The organism is Acinetobacter sp. NIOH-H-8, assembly GCF_046635365.1.
Taxonomy (GTDB): Bacteria; Pseudomonadota; Gammaproteobacteria; order Pseudomonadales; family Moraxellaceae; genus Acinetobacter.
Genome location: NZ_JBHDVN010000009.1, coordinates 1 through 21,592, shown reverse-complemented (window position 1 = coordinate 21,592; position 21,592 = coordinate 1). Strand labels below are relative to the sequence as shown.

Sequence of the window (21,592 nt, the reverse complement as noted above, 5' to 3'; positions counted from 1 at the left end):
AGATATCTCAGTACATTGTTTCATTGTGTAACATACGTCAACCATAAAAAAAGGCCACCTTGAATGGTGACCTTTCCGATAATTTTAGTTCGATGCTTTGCGTTTCATTTGATCAAAGAAATCATCATTGGTTTTGGTTTCTTTCATGCGGTCAAGTAAGAATTCCATCGCGACTAGTTCATCTTGGGTATGCAGAAGTTTACGAAGAATCCAGACTTTACGCAGTTTGTCTTCGGACATTAAACGTTCTTCACGACGCGTACCGGATTTCTTGATATTCATCGCAGGGAAGACACGTTTTTCCGCAATACGGCGGTCCAGCGTGATTTCCTGGTTACCTGTACCTTTGAATTCTTCGTAGATCACTTCATCCATTTTACTGCCGGTTTCAATCAGGGCTGTAGAAATGATAGTAAGAGAACCACCTTCTTCGATATTACGTGCCGCACCAAAGAAACGTTTTGGACGTTCAAGTGCATGTGCGTCAACACCACCAGTTAATACCTTACCTGATGAAGGAATCACTGTGTTATATGCACGTGCCAGACGGGTAATCGAATCTAATAGAATCACCACATCTTTCTTATGCTCAACCAGACGCTTGGCTTTTTCAATCACCATTTCAGCCACTTGAACGTGACGGGCAGGTGATTCATCAAAGGTAGATGCGACCACTTCACCGCGAACAGTACGTTCCATTTCGGTGACTTCTTCAGGACGTTCATCAATCAGAAGCACAATCAGGAAGCATTCAGGGTTGTTACGAACAATCGATTGCGCGATGTTCTGTAATAGCATGGTTTTACCAGCTTTTGGTGGTGCAACGATAATTGAACGTTGACCTTTACCAATTGGCGCCACCAGATCGACCACACGTGCAGTTAAATCTTCAGTTGTACCATTACCAAGTTCCATCACAAGCTGTTCAGTCGGGAACAATGGAGTTAAGTTTTCGAACAAGATCTTGTTACGTGAATTTTCCGGAGTATCGTAGTTAATCTGATTGACTTTCAGCAAAGCAAAATAACGCTCACCTTCTTTAGGCGGACGAATGGTTCCCGTAATGGTGTCACCAGTACGCAGGTTAAAGCGGCGAATTTGTGATGGGCTGACATAGATGTCGTCAGGACCTGCCAAATAAGAGCCTGCTGCAGAGCGTAAGAAGCCAAAACCATCTGACAAAATTTCTAGAACGCCATCACCAAAAATCTCTTCACCATTCATCGCATGGCGTTTTAAGATGGCAAAAATAATGTCTTGCTTACGGTTACGAGCCATACCTTCAAGGCCCATAAACTCGGCAATCTTGATGAGTTCGCCAATCGGTTTTTTCTTGAGTTCGGTTAAATTCATAGGTGGTCAGATAGAATCAAAGTTCTAAGGTATAGGTTAGAAAGGGAGTAACATTCGGCCGCATATAAGCATTCAAACGAAAGCAATTGAATTTGCACAAGAACAATTCAGAGGTCTGTTTGATTGTTTCAAAGAGAAATGTGAAAACAATTTCTATTGCCGAGCGGCATGTTATGTAATGTGTCTTGTAAGAAACTGACAGGATTTAGCATCCTTTATCTCTTGAAGTTGAAATATAAGAGAGAAACAGGTTTTTGTCAATTTATAGACGAAAAAAATACGCAACCTTTGGTCGCGTATTTTTAGTTTAGCATTTTGTGCTTAGATGTTTTGATCAATAAATGCAGTCAATTTAGATTTTGGTGCTGCACCGACTTGAGTCGCTACGACTTCACCATTTTTGAACATCAATAAAGCTGGAATGTTGCGGATATTGAAATTCACAGCAGTTTGTTCGCAAGATGTTACGTCAACTTTGACAATTTTCACTTTGCCTTGATATTCATCAGCTAATACTTCAAGTACAGGGGCAATAGCTTTACATGGCGCACACCAGCCAGCCCAGAAATCAACCAGTACAGGAACGTCTGATTGAAGAACGTCTGCTTCGAAGTTTGCGTCAGTAGTGTTTACGATGTTGCCAGACATGGAGTGCTCCAGAATTAATTTTATAAAGATAACTATAATGATTAGTATTACATAGCCATCTTTAACAATGTAGGGGAATCTGTAAATTTTCAAGCTTTAATGTTGTTTTGTCTAATGGATGATCACGATAGTCACCATCGCCTCATACAATTGTCCTATAAATGAAAAAAATAATTACGCGAAATTGTCCTGACAAATGGCTTTTAAATTGCATGGTTGTGAATTACTCTAAGCACAATTCTTAAAAGGTTTATTTCTAGAATGTCTGATTTTTTGATTGATGAAGAATTACTCGCAGCCATCGATATGGGATCAAACAGTTTTCATTTGGCGATTGCCCGGGTGGATCATGGCGAAGTGAAAAAAGTCGCATCAATGTCAGAAAAGGTTCAGCTTGCTGCGGGACTGGATGAAAATAAAAATTTAACTGAAGCCGCACAGCAGCGTGGTTTGGCTTGTCTGGCCCGTTTTGTCGGACGTTTGGGTTCTGTACAACCAAACCGTTTACGGATTGTGGCAACCAACGCATTACGCCAAGCCAAAAATGGCCATGAATTTATTCAGAAAGCGGCTGAAATTTTACCGAAACCGATTGAAATTATTGCTGGTCGTGAAGAAGCGCGTCTAATTTATCTCGGTGTGTCACATACCATGCCCAATACTGGCCGTCGTCTGGTGGTAGACATCGGTGGGGGCTCGACCGAACTGATTATCGGGGAAGAATTTGAACCCATTCATACCGAATCAGTTCAGATGGGTTGTGTGACTTTTACCAAGAAATTCTTTGCTGATGGTGAAATTACCCATAAAGCTTTTGATAAGGCAGTGACTGCGGCACGTAAAGAAATTTCAGGCATTGCCAATACTTATAAATCTGCCGGTTGGGATGCGGTGGTTGGTTCGAGTGGTACGATTAAGGCTTGCCGTCAGATCTGTGTCAACATGGGCTGGAGCAATGATAAAGAACAGCTCACCCGTGAAGGTCTGGAAAAACTTAAAGATAAATTATTCAAAAATAAACATGTTTCGGACATGGAGTTTGAAGGTCTGAAAGATGACCGTCGTGCAGTATTACCTGCAGGAATTGCCATTTTATATGCGGTATTTGATGTACTGAATATTCCACATCTGGTGTATTCAGATGGCGCATTGCGTGAAGGCGTGATGTATGACCTCTTGGGCCGTTTCAAGCATGAGGATATCCGTGATCGTTCAGTCCATGCCTTGATTGGTCGTTATAATGCCGATGCCAAGCAGGCCGAACGTGTAGTGCAGACTGCACAAAAACTGTTTGATGATGTAGCAGGTGATCTTGGCCTGTATAGCGAGGACAGTGATTTACTTCGTCGTGCAGCTTATTTGCATGAAATCGGTTTGGCGATCAGTCATAGCGGTTATCACCGCCACGGTGCCTATTTATTGCAACATTCTGACATTGCCGGTTTTTCGCAGGTAGATCAAAATTATTTGTCACATTTGGTCGCACATCATCGCCGCAAATTGCGCGCTGATGCCAAGCATGATGTGATGAAAGTCGGCGGAACTAAACTTTTACAGCTGTGTTTGCTGTTGCGTCTGGCGGTTTTGGTCAATCACAGTCGTAGCGATGAGATGCTTCCTGCCATTGAACTCAAGGTCAAGAATGCGCAACAATGGCAGCTCAGCATTTCTGGCGATGCCAAACAATGGCCATTGCTGATTGCTGAACTGCATGATGAACAGGTGCAGTTTAAAAATTGGGAGATCGAGCTCTCGGTTCAATCTGAACAATTTGTTAATTAATACCTTTATAGGGATGAAAACGGTTGACCTATGAAAAATAAAGCTACCCCATCAAAAGCATGGACGACAGTACAGATTGCTCGTCATCCGGAACGTCCACAATTTCTGGACTACGTAGGTGAAATATTCACTGAATTTGATGCTTTGCATGGCGACCGTCTTTATGGTGATGATGGCGCAATGATCGGTGGTCTGGCACGTTTTGATGGACAACCGGTGATGATCGTGGGTCAGCACCGTGGTCGTAGTACCCGTGAAAAATTGCAGCATAATTTTGGGATGAGTAACCCGGAAGGTTACCGTAAAGCTCAGCGTCTGCTCGATATGGCGGAACGCTTTAATCTGCCAGTCTTCACCTTTATTGATACCATGGGTGCATACCCAGGTGTGGGTGCGGAAGAGCGTGGTCAGGCTGAAGCGATTGCGTCAAGTTTGGCACAACTTTCTAATCTGAAAGTACCTGTAATTGCCACTGTTCTGGGTGAAGGTGGTTCAGGTGGCGCACTCGGCATTGGTGTTGCGGATCGTGTAGTGATGCTCTCTCACAGTATTTATTCAGTGATTTCACCAGAAGGTTGTGCATCTATTCTGTGGAAAACCGCAGAAAAAGCAGAACAGGCCAGTGAAGCTTTGGCATTGACTGCTGAAAAATTGCAGAAGATGGGCATTGTTGAATACGTCGTTGATGAAGGTGAAGGCGCACATCTGGATCCGGATGAAGTCATGTACCAACTAAAAGCAGTCCTGAAAGAAGCTTTAAATGAACTGCAAGCAATGGAACCACAAGCACGATGCGAAGCACGTTACCAACGTTTAATGAAGTTTGGCAGCGACAATTTAGGTCTGGCATCTTAAAGCAACTGCAGGAATTTCCTGCAGAGACAAAATTTCTAATCGGATGCAGTGGCGGCGTAGATTCTATGCTGTTGCTGCATCTGATGTTTTTTTTGTGTCCGGAAAAAATCCGCGCGATCTATGTTGATCATCAACTGCAAAGTGTTAGTGCTGAATGGGGCACTTTTGTCCAGCAACAGTGTCAGCAATTAAATATTTCTTGCATCATTCAGCCCGTCCATGTTGCCAGCGGCAATCTGGAATCACAGGCCCGCCAATCACGGTATCAAGCTTATTTACGGCATCTTCAGCCCAATGAAGTTCTAGTCTTGGCTCATCATCAGCAAGATCAAGCAGAAACTTTAATGTTGCGCTTACTTTCTGGGGCGGGGATTGATGGCCTGGCTGCGATGAAAGTCATCGATATACGGCAAGATTTAGCCATCTGGCGGCCACTACTGGATATTTCACGTGAGCAGATTTGCCAATGGGCAGCAGATTTAAATATCCAGAATATCGAAGATCCGACCAATCAGGATACTCATTATGACCGTGCCTGGGCACGTCAGGTGCTGTGGCCAGTCTTAAGTCATCGCTATCCGAAAATGCAGTCTGCCTTGGCACGTACCAGTGAACTGATGCAAGATGCGCAAAACATTTTGCAAGAAGTATTGGAGCAGGATCTAAAATTCTGTGGCAATGCCGAAATCCTCGATCTACCCTCATTCTCAAGTTTATCTAAAGCACGGCAGCGCCAGTTACTCTCGGTCTGGATAAGAGGCAAAGGACAATATCGTCCCTCTCTGGACATGGTGGAGCGTGTACAGGCTGAAGTAATTGGAGCGAAACAGGATGCTCAAGCAGCGTTGCATTGGTCGGGTTATTACTATGTGCGTTATCAGCAGCAGTTGCATCGACTAAAAGCTGAAGTTTATCTGGCTGAGCAACAGCTAAACGTAGCCGAACAGCAGATCATTTTACAGAATAAAGATCAAGTTCATCTTCTTTCCGGTCAATTCAGGATTCAAAGGGCTGAGATAGGATTATCTCCCACTTTATTAGGTCAACCCTTATATTTGCGGCAACGGAAGGGGGGTGAAAAAATTCATCTCTATGGCCGGATGGGGCACTGGCCGCTCAAAAAAGCCATTCAGGAAGCGCAAATATTTCCCTGGACTCGGCATACTATTCAAATATTAAGCACAGATAATGTTATGCTAGGCGTGTTTACACCTAAAGGATTTTGGTTAGCTCAATCTGCATATTGTGAAGCAGGGGGGTGGCTACCCATTTCGGTTTCTTCAACTTTAGAATTCAACGACGAGCATTAAACATGAGTGCAGCTTTAAATTGTAATATTAGTTTTATTGGTGGCGGTAATATGGCTCAAGCCCTGATTGGCGGGCTGATTTCACAGGGGTTGCCAGCAACGCGTATTACAGTTTCTGATCCTGTTGAGAAAGTACGCTCACTTCTTGCAGAAAAAGAAGTCAATGTCACCGATGATAATATTGCTGCTATTAAAGATGCGGATATCGTCCTGTTTGCAGTCAAACCACAGGTTTTAGCTGGTGTGTTAAAACCACTTCAAGGTTTACTTGATGGCAAGCTGGTGATTTCAATCGTTGCGGGTGCCGAGATTGCAACACTATCTACGCTATTGGGCACTGACCGTATTGTCCGTGTGATGCCGAATACACCCGCATTGGTACAGACTGGTGCACATGGTTTATTTGCCAATGAAGAAGTGGGTGCAGAAGACCGTGAGCTGGCGAGTCAGGTTTTGGCTTCTACCGGCCTGACAATTTGGGTAAACTCAGAAGCTCAGATTGATGCCGTGACTGCAGTCTCTGGTTCAGGACCTGCTTACTTCTTCTATATGATGGAAAGCATGATCCGTGCAGGTAAGAATTTAGGTCTGGATGAAAAAGTAGCTACTGCATTGACGTTGCAAACTGCTTTGGGGGCAGCGCAAATGGCGATCACCAGTTCTAATACACCAGCAGAGCTGCGTAAGAATGTCACATCTCCGAATGGTACAACTCAAGCGGCATTGGAAGTATTTGATCGCGCGCAAATTTCTCAGAATATTCAGGCAGCGCTTGCTGCTGCGCAAAAACGTAGTCAGGAACTGGCCCAAGAGCTCAGTGACAATAGCAAATAATCTATCAGTTTAATTTTTAGGAACGTTCAAGTATGGGTGCAAATTCTGCGCTAATTTTTGGCATTATCATTAACGTCGCGATTTTGCTCGTATTCTTCCGCTTTTTAATGCAATTGGCCGCGGTGAGTCCTTATAATCCTGTCGTTCTATCTACTGTCAAAGCGACTAAAATTGTAGATGTGTTTGGGCGTATTTTCCCAACCGCAGGTAAAGGCCGGGTGAATACTGCTGCACTGGCACTTTTAGTCGTGCTGTATTTGCTGAAAATTTTTGGCATCATGTATTTGTCCGGGGGAATGCCAAATGGTCCAATCCATTTGCTTATTCTAACCTTCGTCACCATGATGCAGGATTTGATCCGCTTCTGTCGTTACCTGATTTTTGCAACGATTATTTTGAGCTGGGTGGTGATGTTTACGCAATCCCGCTCACCTTATATTGAAGTGGTTCAGGAACTTGCAGAACCATTATTGGCACCGTTCCGCCGTATCATGCCGAATATGGGAATGATCGATCTGTCTCCAATTCTGGCAATTTTGGCACTGATCGTAATTGAAATGATTATGAACCAGGTGGCAATTGTGTTGCTAACCGGTCTTTAATCAGATTCCAAATAAAAAGGACGCTTAGGCGTCCTTTTTTTATTCCAAGAAAATTCCCTCTCCTTGTAGGAGAGGGTTAGGGTGAGGTCTATAAATTTAAATAACCTCCATCCCAACCTTCCTCCTAAAAGGAGGAAGGAGCTTTAGTATTAATGCGCTTCATCCCAGTTCATGCCTTTACCGACTTCCACAACCAAAGGTATAGAGATTTCAATCACAGATTGCATCACTTCAGCCAGTTGAGGTGCCAGTTCATCTGCAATCGCTTCATCGACTTCAAATACCAGTTCATCGTGCACTTGTAGCAGCATTTTGGCTTGATCTTTAGGCAGCATTTTATCAACCTCAATCATTGCCATTTTAATGATGTCTGCAGCCGAACCTTGTAATGGTGCATTAATCGCAGCACGTTCAGCGGCTTTGCGGACCATCATGTTACGGGCATCGATATCAGGTGTGTATAAACGGCGGCCTAGAATAGTTTCAACGAAGCCTTGTTCCAATGCCACCTGACGGGTACGCTGCATATATTCATAAATCCCCGGATAGCGGCGGAAATACTGTTTAATATATTCCTGTGATTCCTGACGAGTAAAACCTAACTGACGGGTCAGACCAAATTCAGACATACCATAAAGCAGACCGAAGTTCACGGCTTTTGCCTGACGACGCTGATCATTGGTCACTTCTTCGAGCGGGATACCGAGAACTTCAGCTGCGGTACGGCGATGTACGTCCTGTCCATGGTTAAAGGCATCTACTAGCGCATTATCCTGAGATAAATGTGCCATCAGACGCAATTCAATCTGTGAATAATCGGCTGCGAGTAAGACACGCCCTTCGGGCGCAATAAAGGCCTTACGAATCTGACGTCCGATTTCTGCACGAATTGGAATATTCTGCAGGTTTGGATCAGTTGATGATAAACGGCCAGTGGCAGTTAATGCCTGATGATAACTGGTATGTACACGATGAGTCTCATTATTGGCCTGCTTGCATAGACCGTCGGTATAGGTGCTTTTCAGTTTAGATAGACCCCGATATTCCAGAATCAGTTCAGCAATCGGGTGTTCCAGTTTTTCCAGTACACTTTCGCTAGTACTGTATTGACCGGTAGAGGTCTTTTTGCCACCTTTCAGGCCTAGTTTTTCAAATAGAACTTCACCGACTTGTTTTGGAGAGCTGACATTAAACGCTTCACCGGCTATTTCCGTGATCTGATTTTCCAGATTCTGCATGGTTTGAGCGAACTCACAACCGAGTTGATCCAGAAAAGCCAGATCCAGTCGGATGCCATTTTCTTCCATGCTGGTCAGCACACGCGCTACCGGCATTTCAATATTGTGCAGAATATTGACCAGTTCAGGATAAGCCTGAAGTTTTTTGCTCAGTACTTCAAACAGACGATAGGTCACATGCGCATCTTCTGCGGCATAGTGGGCGGCAGTTTCGATCTCGATTTTATCGAAAGTTTTTTGTTTGGCGCCTTTACCTGCCACCTGTTCATAGGTCGTGGTTAAGTGGCTTAAGTACAGACGGGCTACATCATCCATGCCATGACGGGTGGCAACCGAGTTGAGCACATAAGAAGCCAGCATAGTATCAAAATACCAGCCTGCTAGATGAATGCCGTGATTTTCCAGAACATGCGCATCATATTTCAGGTGGTGGCCAATTTTCTGAATAGCTTCATTTTCTAGAATCGGTTTGATCTGAGCCAGAATTTCTTCACGATTGAGCTGTTCTGGCGCACCTTCATAATCATGTGCTAGCGGTACGTAATAGGCATCCTGTGCATCAAAAGCCACCGAAAAACCAACAATCTGTGCAATACGATAATCCAGACTGGTGGTTTCGGTGTCAAAAGCAAAGCGTTTTTCAGTGTTTAAACGTTCAAACAGCTTGTCCCAATCTTCCTGAGTCAACACAGTATGATAAGTGGCTTCTCCAAGCTGATCATTATCACTGCTGAGTGTCGCCTGCTGCTCATCGGCTTCCTGAGGTTCAGGTGCTGCTTTGGCATTAATCGATTGAGTAGCTTGTTTATAATTACGGTTATTGGGATTATTTGGATGATCCAGTGATTGCAGCTGGTTACGGAATTCCAGTTCAGTATAAAGATTACGTAAAGCTTCTACATTTGGGTCCTGAAGTTTCAGGTCATCATAAGTGAAGCTTAAATCCAGATCGCAAATGATGCTGGCCAATTGATGATCCAATGCAATGCCATCGGTATTGTCTTTAATATTCTGACCAACTTTACCTTTGATCTTGTCGACATTTTCCAGAATGCCACCAATCGAGCCATATTCATTGAGTAATTTGGCTGCAGTTTTCGCCCCAATCCCAGGCACACCCATGATGCCATCTGAGGCATCGCCCATCAGGGTCAGGTAGTCAATGATCTGGTTCGGCCATACGCCAAACTTTTCAAAAACCCCATCAACATCCATCGGTTTTTCTTTGAAGCTGTCTTCCAAGGTCACTTTATCAGTCACCAGCTGTGCCATGTCTTTATCACCAGTTGAAATCAGCACCTGATGACCTAAAGCTTCAGCACGTTTAGCCAATGTACCAATAATGTCATCGGCTTCTGCACCTGGCAGCATATGCAGAGGAATGCCTAATGCGCGAATCAAGGCATGTAAGTATGGAATTTGCTGTGACAGTTCTTCCGGCATGCTCGGACGGTCACCTTTATAAATAGGTGATAGCTCGTGACGGAAAGTCGGTTCAGGCGTGTCGAAAATCACCGCCATATGGGTTGGCTGGGTACGGCGCATCAGTTTTTGAATAGCAGAAATCGCACCACGAATTGCATTGGTGTGCAGACCGGTTGACGTGGTTAATGGTGGTAGTGCATGAAAGGCACGAAATAAAAAGTAAGAGCCATCGACCAAGACAAATGGTGGCATGTAATCAATTCCTTATTCAAAAAACAGTTTTATTGTACGTGATTTTTACTGCACTCGCAGGGGCAAGTCGGTTTCTACAGCTTAGCGAATATCGGGTGAAGATGAAATAAGCAGTACAAGCTGTTGTATGATGACATGGTTAAGGAACGAGAACGAGAAGAATGACGGCAGGGCAAAATGAATTGCGTATGATCTGGCTAATTAGTCTGGTAATTGTGGGAATAAGTGCATGGTATCTGGAATTGCAGATCGTGACTTATCTCACTGGTCTGGGTTTCCTGATCAGCGTGATGCAATATATCAGTGCCATTGAAGCGCCCGTGCGGGATCTGGCTGCACCAACGCAGGTGATTGTGCCAGCCAATTCTAAAATACCGCTATATATTTCTTCTATTATCGCCATTGTCGGAGGCGTGACTGAGCTCAACTGGCTCATGGGTATTGGTATTACTGCCTGGATTTTCTTTCTATTACGCTGGCTACAGCGTTTGGAACGTAACATTGTCCAGTTGCAATCTCGTTACTGGTCAGCAGATCAGACTCATCCAGAAATCACTCAACCAGATATTCCTTTACCTATTGCTGCTCAAGCTAGTCCAGAGCAACCACAATTGCTGGATCAGATCCAACAATGGATTTTTCGTGGAAATCCGGTTCTCAAAGCCGCGATCGCGATTCTGGTCATTGGGATTATTTTATTACTCCGTTTTGCAACAGAGCACTGGCAGCTGAGCCTGGCGGTAAAATTAGGACTGGTCGCTTTATCTGCTGCTGTTGTGACCGGATTAGGTTTTGCTCTGATCACTAAAAATCGAAGTTTCGGTCTGGCACTGGAAGGCTTGGGATTAGGAGCATTATTTCTGACCTTGTTCTTTGCCTATTACAATCTGGTGATTGCCACGTTGTCACTGGCAGCTCTGGTGTTTTTGGTTATTTTGGCAATTACTCTGTACTTAAGCTTGAAACAGGAAAGTATTGAGCTGGCAGTTATGGCTTTATTTATTGCCTATCTGGCGCCGTTTACCTTGCCAACCCGGGATGCTTCTGCGGTTGAGTTCATCGGTTATTATCTGCTGATTAATATCGGCGTGCTGTTACTCAGCAGTTTACGGCCCTGGAAAATCCTGAACCAGATTGCCTTTCTGGTCACAGTCATAGTAGGTGGGATGTATAGCCTGATTCATGGTCATACATATGAACGCTATACCATGACCGCCCTGATTCTGGCACATAGTGCGGTATTCATCTGGCTGGGTTTTCGTTTTAGCCAGTTACTGGCCAAGCAGGATCTTTCCCGTTTTCGTTTAAAACCGGTTCTGGATCTGGCCCTGATTTTCGCTGCACCGATTACCGCCTATATTTTCCTGTATCTGATTCATTTCAATCAGCCTGATCAGAAGCTTTGGCAAGCCGGGCTTAGTCTGCTATTTGCCGGGATATTTGCAATCTGTTGGACTTTAGTGCATCGCAGAGAAAGTATTCAGGTCATTTCCCAAAGTTATCTCAGCCTGATGCTGATCTTTCTGGCTTTGGTTCCACCCATTTTATTGACAGAGCAGTGGAGCGTAGTCGGTTGGGCGGTTGAAGGAGTACTGATTTATCTCTGGGCATTGGAAAAGAATATTCGGGTTGCACATTACCTGAGTATGGGACTGCTGATCATGGCAGGTTTCAGTAGTGTTTACTATCTGATTGAGCTTAATCCCACACCGCGGAAAATTTTCTGGATTCTCAGCTTCTGTTATGTCGCCGTCGTCTTCCTTAGTCAGCTTAAAGCCAAATACCGCCAGCAGCTCAATAGCTTAAGTATCAGTTTTCTGAGTATTCTCAGTTTTGCTGCGACTTTGATGTTGTTTGCCTTGCTTGAAGATGAATTTGCTCATGAGCAGGCCTATATTTATAGTTTATTCAGTCTTGCATTGGGTTATACAGTTCTAAGTGAGATCATTCAGCGCAAGCATCAGGAATGGTGCTGGTTATTGCCGAAATGGAGCGGTCTTACGCCATTGGTGATCATTGCGATTTTGCTGGCTGTTGATCATAGCGAAAATGGGATTCTGGTCTGGCCAAGTGCTTTAGAGCGTGGAATCTTTGCACTTTCATCATTATTGCTGGCTGCTTTATGGTTAAGACCGGTGAAAGGGATTGATTTATCCAAAGAGTGGATGAGCTTTGGGGTATTTGCCAGCCTGGCTTTGGCTAGTGTATGCCTAATACCGAGCATGCCTTATCTCAGTATGGTAATTCTGCCTCTGGTGTTCTGGTTCTGGTGTTATCGACAAAAAGAAAATTCAGAGTGGCGTTTACTCTGGCAAAGTAAAAACAGCTTGGCATTAATGGGAGCTTGGTTAATATGCTCACAGCTGTTTAACCAGCAAGCTTTTCAGTATTACTGGTTACCTTTATTCAATCCATTTGATCTGATCAGTCTGGCCATGCTTGCCAGTTTCCTATGGATGCTGTTGCAGCAGATTCGGGCAGGACACGACCGCGGTATGATGTCGGTACTGATGGTGCTAAGCCTGTTATGGCTGTCGAGTTATATTGTATTACGGGCCTTACATATCTATCTGCAAACACCATTCAATAGTCTGGAATTGTGGAGCAATGGCACAGTACAGTTAAGCCTAACGATTCTTTGGGTATTGTTGGCTTGGGCGACCATGTGGACCGCCACCCTGAAAAGGCTTAAACCGATGTGGATTTTAGGGGGGAGCATTCTGGTGATCGTCAGCTTGAAGCTGGTGTTATTCGACCTGTCTCATACCGGTACACTGACGCGTGTGATTTCATTCTTGCTGGCCGGTGGGGTCATGCTACTGATTGCCTATATTGCACCGATGCCGGATGGGGAGAAGAGGGTTTGAATCTAAATTACTAGATTTGAGCATTAATTTAATCTCCCCAAACCCTGAACGAGCTTAAAGCACTGCTTTAAGCGATGTGTAAGAGAAAGACAGGCTTTTTATGACAGTTCCTCCCTTAGTAAAGGGAGGTGAGGAGGGATTTAGAAAAAGTTATTTTAAATCCGGCTCTCTCTTCAGCTCCTTCTCATTTGCATATTGATCAATATCTTCATTTTCCAGTGGGCGAGCCAGTGGATGATCAACAAAGCCCATTTTCGGTACCGGAATTTCAATCTGATTATCGAGAAAGCCATTTCGAATCCGTTCCTGCATCTCATCACGGACTTTTAGATAGTTTTCCTGCTGACACCAAATCGCAAACAAAAGTTCAATCGAAGATTCACGGAAGGCGGTGACTGTAACAGCCGGTTTTGGATCGGCCAGAACCAGCGGATATTTATTGGCAACATCAAGCAGTACTTCACGCACCTTGATGATGTCTTCATGGAAATTAATAGCCAAGGTAATCGGAATACGCCGGATTGGAAACTTGGACAGGTTGTGTACCGGAGCCCGAATCAGTTGTTCGTTCGGCAAACGTATATAGATATTATCTTGGGTAAGCAGTTTAACCGAGAGCAGATCAATCGAAATCACTTCACCTTCAACGGTATGTCCACGAATCAGTGTAATCTGAATGGTATCACCGACCTCAAAAGATCCTTCACCGATCAGGAAGATACCGCTGATCAAGTTTGACGCTGAAGTTTGAGAAGCGAAACCCAAGGCCACAGTTAAAATACCTGCTGCACCAAGGAAGACACTCAGCTTAAAGCCAGCCTCCTTTAAACTTGCCATTACAAACAGCAGGAAAATAAAGTAGAAAATCCCGCGGCGCCAGACCATTTGCTGATGCGCATTAAAGCGTATACCAATAGTGCGGATAAAAGCATTCGAAAAAAAACGTGCGATCAGGAAACCAATAAAACACAGCACAACCGCGACGACAATTTCAGTCAGGCGATCCGTATTAATATTGGTAAATACTCCCTTGAGACTGTTGGTGACTTCGGTTGGAATATTCGAATTTGGCATCACACGCTCTTAGAAAAATGAATCAAACATATTAAATAAATTTCCCGCTGGATCACGCGGTGGGTGTAAATAATCTACTTCACCCGCATTGGGCGGGGTACGGTTTTCTACCCGGATCCGGGGGGGGCGATCCAGACCTTCATGCAGAACCTTAATCTGCGAGGTCCATAAACGTTCAGTGCTGGCACTATAAAAGAGAGGCAATGCAGGTACTGGAACATTCATCCGATCGAAACGCAGTTGCTGCTGACTGGTATTATGAAATTCAATTGGAGTCACAGCACGGAATGCACGAGGACGTAATTGTTGGAGCTCGGTTCTTCCGTCAACTGCGGTAGCATAGCAAATTTCACCGGAACGATGATTGGGTCCAAACCAGGTGTCTTTCGGTAAAATCACTGGAAGATCAAAAATCGGTTCACGTTGACCTTCGACAAAACCGGCAATCCATAGCGGGGTGCTGATATAGAGGGTTCCACGTTGTCCGGCCGGAATATAAATCGGATCAACCGGTTTAATTACTACGGAGCGATTCGCCAGACGCGGCATAAGCTGTAACTTACTTTGGGTAGATTTGAACATATAGCGTTCAATTTTCACCGGTTTCGGAAATGCAAACAGTGGGTCACTGATCTGATGCCATTGCTGTTCATAATCGTATTGTACGGTAGGGCGATAATATTCCAGTCGCCATTCTTGCAAGCCTCGGGTCAAACGAAACAGCAGAGAGCCAAATTGCCAGGCCTTGGACTCGTTAATTTCAAAACTTTGTTCTCCCCACCATTGAATTCTGGGAGACTGCAGGTTTAATTCCTTTTGATCTTGCGGCAATGTTGGCATCCTTTCTTACTAAATCTTTGAAAACATACTTCACGCTGTCATATGCTTAGAGTACACTCAATTTAAATTTTTTCATCATTATTATAATCTGCGATGCAAGTACTGAAACAATTACAAATCCCGTATAGCTTTGCGAAACGTCATGGTGTGCTGTTACGTTATGAGGGAGATCAGGCTTTTATTGTCCGTCGTGACAATACGTCTATGCTTGCATTGCAGGAAGCACGCCGTTTGCTGGGCCATCCGGCTCAGTATCAACATTGTACAGAACAAGAATTCAATCAGTTACTCAGTTCCAGTTTTGCCGGCGATAGCGGTGAGTCACAGCAGGTGGCTGCCGGACTGGAAGATCACCCGGATTTATTAAGCCTTGCTGATTCGGTCCCTGAGGCTGAAGACTTGATGGATCAGGAGGATGATGCGCCTATTGTCCGTCTGATCAATGCCTTGTTGTCTGAAGCAATCCGGGTTGGAGCTTCAGATATTCATGTAGAATCTTTTGAAAAACGACTTTCCGTACGTTTGCGTGTCGATGGGCAATTGCGTGAAATTGTGCAGCCACGTCGTGAACTGGCACCATTACTGGTATCACGGATCAAGGTCATGGCCAAGCTGGATATTGCGGAAAAACGGATTCCTCAGGATGGCCGTATTTCCTTACGTCTGGCAGGTCGTGAAGTCGATGTGCGTGTTTCGACTTTGCCATCCTCTTATGGCGAGCGGGTGGTGATGCGTTTGCTGGACAAGCAGGCCGGCCGTCTAAATATGACCCATCTTGGCTTGATGAATAATGATTATGATCGACTCAAGGCCCTAGTGCATCGCCCTCATGGCATTATTCTGGTGACTGGACCTACAGGTTCGGGTAAGACCACTACCTTATATGCAGCACTCTCTGATCTAAATGATGGTTCCAAAAATATCCTGACGGCTGAAGATCCAGTCGAATATCAGTTAGAAGGGATTGGTCAAACTCAGGTAAATACCAAAGTCGATATGACCTTTGCCCGTGCCTTAAAAGCCATGCTGCGTCAGGATCCGGATGTAGTGATGGTCGGTGAGATCCGTGATCTGGAAACTGCAGAAATTGCAGTTCAAGCCTCGCTGACAGGTCACTTGGTATTATCAACGCTGCATACCAATACTGCGATTGGTGCAGTGACACGTCTAAAAGACATGGGAATTGAACCATTCTTGCTATCCAGCTCTTTAATTGGCGTAGTTGCTCAGCGTCTGGTGCGGACTTTATGTCCGCATTGTGCGACCTGGAAGGATGCAGATGCATTTGAAAAGAATCTGTTTGAACATATTGAGCATCCACAGGAGTTGAGATTACCTCAACCGCACGGTTGTGAACGCTGCGGGAATACGGGCTTTAGTGGACGTACTGCCATTTATGAAATTGTACCGGTTGATGAACATATGCGCCGTCTGATTCATGGCAATGCAGCGGAATATGAATTGGAAACCTATGCACGTCAGCAGTCAGGATCAATTCGCGATGATGGTTTACGCAAGGTGCTGGCTGGAAAAACCACGATTGAAGAAGTTCTGCGTGTAACCAATGAGGCGGTAGAGTAAATTTTTATTCGTTGTGATAGAAAGGCACAGTTTTATTAAGCAAATATCTCAAGTGATCATTTTTCTATTAAATAGCACACAGTAATTTTGATCAAAATTTTATAAAAATGATCAGCTCTATCCTGAAATGACTTCTAATTTTTCAGGATAGAGAGTGAAATGTTTATTTAGACTTAGGTGATGACATTTAAAGTAACATCAATATTGTTACGGGTTGCATTTGAGTAAGGACAAACGATGTGTGCGGCATCGACTAGTTTTTGTGCTTCTTCCTGTTCCATTCCTTCTAAATGAACATTTAAAGTCACTTCAATGCCAAAACCGGTAGGAATCGGACCAATGCCAACTTCACCTTCAATATAGGCATCTTTGCTAATATTGATTTTATCCCGGTTAGCAACAAACTTCATGGCACCTAAAAAACAGGCTGAATAACCTGCAGCGAACAATTGTTCAGGATTGGTCCCGCCACCTGGGCCACCCATTTCCTTAGGCACTGCCAGTTTCACATCCAGAATCTGATCGTCAGAGGTTGCACGGCCATCTCGACCGCCTGTAGCTTTGGCACGTGCGGTATATACTGCTTTTTCTAATGACATGAGAGTATTTCCTGCTTGTTCTTTTATGGAACTTCTATGCTCCATAATTTCTAGGGAAGAATAAGCAGGGATTTTGTTAATTTATGCAAGCGAATGAGAATGCAGTAGAAAGTCTGACTTAAAAGAACTGTAATAGCTTGCGATGCTGCATGAGTGGCATAGACTCACGCACTTTGGCCTGCTCAGTCAAATCAAAATCAACCGTAATAATCTGTGCGCCTTCCGCATGCACCATATCGAGAGTTTGACCACGGCTGTTTGCGGCAGCGGCATGTCCCCAAGTTTGACGTTTTTCACCATGCCAACCCTGTTGAGCAGCACCGAGAACTGTGCATTGGGTATCCATAGCACGTGCTTGCAATAATAATTGCCAGTGCATTTGGCCGGTGGTGTAGGTAAAGGCAGATGGCGCAGTTAAAATATTCGCGCCTTGGGCACGTAAATGAAGCGCAAGTTCAGGGAAACGCAGGTCATAGCAGACCATCATACCGATATTGCCAAAAGGTGTTTTCGCAACAACAACATCGGTACCTGGTTCAAAAAATTGGGATTCCTGATAGCCACCAACAGCATCACCGACCTGCACGTCAAAGAGGTGAATCTTGTCATAGCGGGCTTCAGTTTTTTCAGGGCTAATACACAGACTTACGGTTCGAACCCGACCATCTTCAATAATCGAACCATCAGGACGATAAGGGCAGGATAATGTCCCCGCGATAATCCAGATCTGATATTGATGCGCCAGTTGTTCCAGACGTTGTTGAATGCTCTCGAACTGAGCAGCAGTTTCGCGCTGCTTACCAGCAGCAAAACAGACGAAATTTTCAGGAAAGACAATAAGTTCAGCGCCTTTTGCTTTACTTTGTTGAATTAATGATTCGATGGTTATGAAATTTTGCTCAATTTCATTCTGGGAATTCATTTGTGCAACAGAAAGTAAAGTCATAGGGATTCCTTATTGTGTATTCATACCTTTTGTTCAGACACTTGATCTAGATTATCTTGTTCTTTTTGCAACTGTTTGACCAAGGGCTCAAACATATTCTGGTTGCTCTGATTTAACCGCATTAAAGTCTTGTGTGCATCCAGAACAGTTTTCAGCATTGCCTGATGCGTCACATGTTCTTCCATCAGTTTACGCGTACATACATTTGAATCACCGCAGTAATCCAGAATGACAAAGACCTGCCCCAAGCCCATACTGTTGGCCAGAGTCGTGATATCAGAGTTAGTCGACAACATCACCGCCTGGATCTTATGGAGCTGCTTAAGTTTAAGTCCTAATTTTGCCAGGACACCCAGTACAGTGCTGTCAATAAAGCTGGTTTCAGTCAGATCAACAATTGCGCCAACAACGTTGTCCTGCTGCTCAAGTTTGTTCAGTAATTTGTCTAGACTAATACAAGATTGGGCCCGCACTTCGCCGATAAGCTTAAAAATATGCGTTCCATTCAAGCTTGCATATTCAACATGACCTGTTGACATATAAATGCCATTTGCAGAGAAGGATATTAAATTATCCCATAGGGTCTACGGATACTCAAGTAGCTGAAAGTCGCAATCAAATTAAGTGCTTATAAAGCTTGTAATTATACTGCTATTTCACTCTTATAAAGCTGAGAATGGCAATATCGTCGGCAACATGTTCGGGTGCTTCGAAGGATTCGTTTTGTAAGTGATGCAATAATTGGGAAAATTGTTCATTCAGACCGCCGCTAAACGGCTCCAATGCCCCATCTGAACAGATAATGAAACGTGCATTTCGGCTGAGGATATACTCATTTTCTTCTACCTCAAGGTCTTCAGTGAGGCCAAGAGGGAAGCTGCTGGATGACAGGATTTTTGGTTCCTGATTCGGTTCAAAGATAATCGGAGGAGGGTAGTGACCAGCACTGGACCATTTCAAGACATGGGTTTCCAGGTTCAGGATTCCGGCAATCATGGTGATATGCTTTTCGATATTTTCCTGAACCAGCATCCCGTTTAGTTTCTTGATTAGCTCACGAGGCGTTTTGGAGCGACCATGAAAAGCCGCCATCCAGGACGTTAATAAACTGCTGGTAACGCCATGACCAGAAACATCCGCAAGATAGAAAATGACTTCTTTATCGCTGATTTTCCAGTAGTCGTACCAATCGCCAGATAGATAGGCAGAAGGCTGAAAATAGGTTTCAACCGCATAATTGGTTAATTCAATTTCATTCGGCAGCAAACGTTTTTGTAGCTCTGCCGCAGAAGGAAGGTCACGACTATCCTGATTACGCTTATATTGCGCATCAATTTTTTGTAATGCGATATCGGGTTGTTCAGGCAGTTTATCCCAGATCCAGCCTGCCAAGGCACCTTGTTCCCAAGCTTGTGCCAAGGCTGTTCCTTCATTTTCTAGCGCTAATACTACAGTCGGAAGGTTCCACTTATATTTCAGATAATCATGTACATCTGCAATGGCAATAATCGTTGCATCGTACAACTCGTGATCTTCCAGCTTGATTACTTGAACGTGCGGAAGCTTCTCAAGTACTTGATCTAAATAAGGAATATCACGGGTAGGTTGAATGAAATACATAGACAGGTAGTTCGATCCTGGAATGAGTTATAAGATGTACTATAACAAGCAAATGATTGCTAGCGAACAGTTTCCGCTAGCAAATCATCATTGAGCTTAGGTTTTAAAGGTCATCACTAGAAGATTCAGTCTCATTTTCATCGAAAGATTCATCTTCAAGATTTTCATCATCGAAGTCATCTTCAAGGAATAAAGATTCCTGTTCCAGACCTTTTTTCTGGGCGATCATATAATTGGTACGCTGCAAATAAATATCGCGAATTTGTGCATAACGATCACCTGTTAACACACCTTCAATATCAAGTAATTCTGCACGATTATCAATTGCACGCCAGAATTGATCACCCCAATACAAGCCTTCATCATCTTCAAGAATATATTTCTGTGGACGGGTCTGGCTATCGACTGCCATACCCAAAGTATCACGCACAGAACTTGGGCCTAGGAACGGTAACATCACATAAGGGCCAGAAGGTACACCATAATAACCTAGTGTGATCCCGAACTTTTCATCTTCATGATCCAGTCCCAGACGACGGGCAGGATCTGCCAGACCTAAAGTAGTTAAGGTATTAATGGTAAAACGGCCCAAAGATTTTACCGCACGAGCAGGACGGCCCTGAATCAACTGGTTTACCGCATTCCATGGTTCACCCAAATTGCTACGGAACTGGGTGTAGCTGCCACGAACATCTTGAGGAACCTTTTCCTGATACTGAACCGCAATGGGGCGAACGACTGCTTGATCGATTGCATCATTAAATTGATACACCTTTCTATTCCAGCCCTGAAAAGGATCTTTAACTTCTTCAGCCTGTGCAGCACTAGCATCGACTTTTAGCTGGGTTTGCAGGTGACTCACCTTGGAAGATATTTTTTCTCTGAGTGGAACCGTATCAGTAGTAGTAGAAGATTCAGTTTCTATTTCAGTCTGTTCAGCCTGAGTAGTGTCTTCAGCAAAAATTAATGGGCTAGAGGCCAAAGAAAATAAGCATAAAGATAAATAAATAGAGCGATGCATAAGGAAACCCCAAAGCCTTGTTCTGAGTATAGTGGCGTTGTTTAACCCGGAATAATAAACTGTATTACTAGGAATAGGCGTAATTTAAGCAAAATTGTATAATAAATGAATAAAAACTTCATAAAAGACTAAAAATTAGACATGCGGTAAGATTTATTTAAAAAAGGTGTTGCAAGGCATCTGAAATACTGTAGAATGCACATCCATCGGCGGTGATGAAGATTAAAACTTCTGATAAAACAGTAACTTAGCATGAAATGGTTGAGTTAGGTTTTAGAAAGAAAGTTTAAAAATAATTTTCATTACTGGTTGACTTTCTAGAGATAGAGAGTAATATAGCCGACCTAGCTTGCTACTGACGAAGTAGCAAGAAGATCATTAAGAGATTATGAAGAACAACTTGTGTGGATTTTTACTGGTTGATTGATCGAAATTATTTTCATTGATTGATTGGTTTAAATTACTCGAAGTTTATTTGAGCGAAATTTAAGTCAGAAAATTGATGAGCCAAGTTTAAGAACTTTACTTATAAAGTTCGAAATGATTTTAACTGAAGAGTTTGATCATGGCTCAGATTGAACGCTGGCGGCAGGCTTAACACATGCAAGTCGAGCGGGGATAGGGTGCTTGCACCTGATTCCTAGCGGCGGACGGGTGAGTAATGCTTAGGAATCTGCCTATTAGTGGGGGACAACGTTCCGAAAGGGACGCTAATACCGCATACGTCCTACGGGAGAAAGCAGGGG

Annotated in this window: 17 protein-coding genes and 1 rRNA gene; 8 read left to right on the top strand and 10 right to left on the bottom strand. The window is 43.9% G+C overall.

Annotated elements, in window-relative coordinates; all coding sequences use genetic code 11:
* Window positions 1-84: 84 nt before the first annotated feature.
* Both rho and trxA read right to left on the bottom strand, forming a co-directional pair.
* Window positions 85-1,353 carry a transcription termination factor Rho gene (gene rho / locus ACEWB7_RS05775; RefSeq protein WP_004783562.1) on the bottom strand — a complete coding sequence of 423 codons (1,269 nt, stop codon included), beginning with the start codon at window positions 1,351-1,353 and terminating at the stop codon, window positions 85-87.
* Between the two features lie 321 nt (window positions 1,354-1,674).
* Window positions 1,675-2,001: a thioredoxin gene (gene trxA, locus ACEWB7_RS05770; RefSeq protein WP_005233946.1), complete on the bottom strand. Its 327-nt coding sequence runs from the start codon at window positions 1,999-2,001 to the stop codon at window positions 1,675-1,677.
* Between the two features lie 261 nt (window positions 2,002-2,262).
* Between trxA and ppx the strand changes: the two genes are divergently transcribed.
* From ppx to ACEWB7_RS05745, 5 genes are read left to right on the top strand one after another with little or no spacing between them, the layout of a single operon-like run.
* Entirely contained in the window at window positions 2,263-3,783 is a 1,521-nt protein-coding gene (gene ppx, locus ACEWB7_RS05765) for an exopolyphosphatase (protein WP_125279379.1), read from the top strand.
* A gap of 30 nt (window positions 3,784-3,813) precedes the next feature.
* Window positions 3,814-4,638, top strand: a complete 825-nt coding sequence (locus ACEWB7_RS05760) for an acetyl-CoA carboxylase carboxyltransferase subunit alpha (protein WP_004783557.1) — start codon at window positions 3,814-3,816, stop codon at window positions 4,636-4,638.
* A complete protein-coding gene (tilS, locus tag ACEWB7_RS05755) occupies window positions 4,575-5,948 on the top strand; it encodes a tRNA lysidine(34) synthetase TilS (RefSeq protein WP_125279378.1) in 1,374 nt (457 codons plus the stop codon). The genes ACEWB7_RS05760 and tilS overlap by 64 nt, the downstream gene beginning before the upstream one ends.
* Before the next feature lie 2 nt (window positions 5,949-5,950).
* Window positions 5,951-6,781, top strand: a complete 831-nt coding sequence (proC, locus tag ACEWB7_RS05750; RefSeq protein ID WP_312309381.1) for a pyrroline-5-carboxylate reductase — start codon at window positions 5,951-5,953, stop codon at window positions 6,779-6,781.
* A 32-nt stretch (window positions 6,782-6,813) separates the two neighbouring features.
* Window positions 6,814-7,383, top strand: a complete 570-nt coding sequence (locus tag ACEWB7_RS05745) for a YggT family protein (RefSeq protein ID WP_004783550.1) — start codon at window positions 6,814-6,816, stop codon at window positions 7,381-7,383.
* 149 nt (window positions 7,384-7,532) lie between these two features.
* Here the strand turns inward: ACEWB7_RS05745 and polA are convergent, their stop codons facing one another.
* Window positions 7,533-10,298: a DNA polymerase I gene (polA, locus tag ACEWB7_RS05740; RefSeq protein WP_312309380.1), complete on the bottom strand. Its 2,766-nt coding sequence runs from the start codon at window positions 10,296-10,298 to the stop codon at window positions 7,533-7,535.
* Between the two features lie 161 nt (window positions 10,299-10,459).
* Between polA and ACEWB7_RS05735 the strand changes: the two genes are divergently transcribed.
* Window positions 10,460-13,165, top strand: coding sequence for a DUF2339 domain-containing protein (locus ACEWB7_RS05735; RefSeq protein ID WP_312309379.1), 2,706 nt, complete (start codon window positions 10,460-10,462; stop codon window positions 13,163-13,165).
* Window positions 13,166-13,315: 150 nt separating this feature from the next.
* Here ACEWB7_RS05735 and ACEWB7_RS05730 read toward each other — a convergent pair whose 3' ends face one another.
* A complete protein-coding gene (locus tag ACEWB7_RS05730; RefSeq protein WP_312309378.1) occupies window positions 13,316-14,239 on the bottom strand; it encodes a mechanosensitive ion channel family protein in 924 nt (307 codons plus the stop codon).
* A gap of 9 nt (window positions 14,240-14,248) precedes the next feature.
* Window positions 14,249-15,079: a hypothetical protein gene (locus ACEWB7_RS05725; protein ID WP_312309377.1), complete on the bottom strand. Its 831-nt coding sequence runs from the start codon at window positions 15,077-15,079 to the stop codon at window positions 14,249-14,251.
* A gap of 93 nt (window positions 15,080-15,172) precedes the next feature.
* On the opposite strand from ACEWB7_RS05725, the gene gspE reads away from it, so the two are divergent.
* Window positions 15,173-16,660: a type II secretion system ATPase GspE gene (gspE, locus tag ACEWB7_RS05720; protein ID WP_312309375.1), complete on the top strand. Its 1,488-nt coding sequence runs from the start codon at window positions 15,173-15,175 to the stop codon at window positions 16,658-16,660.
* A 173-nt stretch (window positions 16,661-16,833) separates the two neighbouring features.
* Here gspE and ACEWB7_RS05715 read toward each other — a convergent pair whose 3' ends face one another.
* From ACEWB7_RS05715 to ACEWB7_RS05695, 5 genes are all read right to left on the bottom strand, one after another.
* The gene (locus tag ACEWB7_RS05715) at window positions 16,834-17,259 is read right to left on the bottom strand and encodes an organic hydroperoxide resistance protein (protein WP_159123044.1); all 426 of its coding nucleotides are present in this window, start codon (window positions 17,257-17,259) and stop codon (window positions 16,834-16,836) included.
* 118 nt (window positions 17,260-17,377) lie between these two features.
* Window positions 17,378-18,205, bottom strand: a complete 828-nt coding sequence (locus ACEWB7_RS05710) for a carbon-nitrogen hydrolase family protein (protein ID WP_312309374.1) — start codon at window positions 18,203-18,205, stop codon at window positions 17,378-17,380.
* 20 nt (window positions 18,206-18,225) lie between these two features.
* Window positions 18,226-18,744: an anti-anti-sigma factor GigB gene (gigB, locus tag ACEWB7_RS05705; protein WP_004783532.1), complete on the bottom strand. Its 519-nt coding sequence runs from the start codon at window positions 18,742-18,744 to the stop codon at window positions 18,226-18,228.
* Between the two features lie 112 nt (window positions 18,745-18,856).
* A complete protein-coding gene (gene gigA / locus ACEWB7_RS05700) occupies window positions 18,857-19,825 on the bottom strand; it encodes an RsbU family protein phosphatase GigA (RefSeq protein WP_125279374.1) in 969 nt (322 codons plus the stop codon).
* A 103-nt stretch (window positions 19,826-19,928) separates the two neighbouring features.
* On the bottom strand, window positions 19,929-20,846 hold the full coding sequence (locus tag ACEWB7_RS05695) for a VacJ family lipoprotein (RefSeq protein ID WP_312309372.1): 918 nt from the start codon (window positions 20,844-20,846) through the stop codon (window positions 19,929-19,931).
* A 547-nt stretch (window positions 20,847-21,393) separates the two neighbouring features.
* Here ACEWB7_RS05695 and ACEWB7_RS05690 point away from each other — a divergent pair.
* Window positions 21,394-21,592 (top strand): 16S ribosomal RNA (locus ACEWB7_RS05690); the annotation flags it as partial.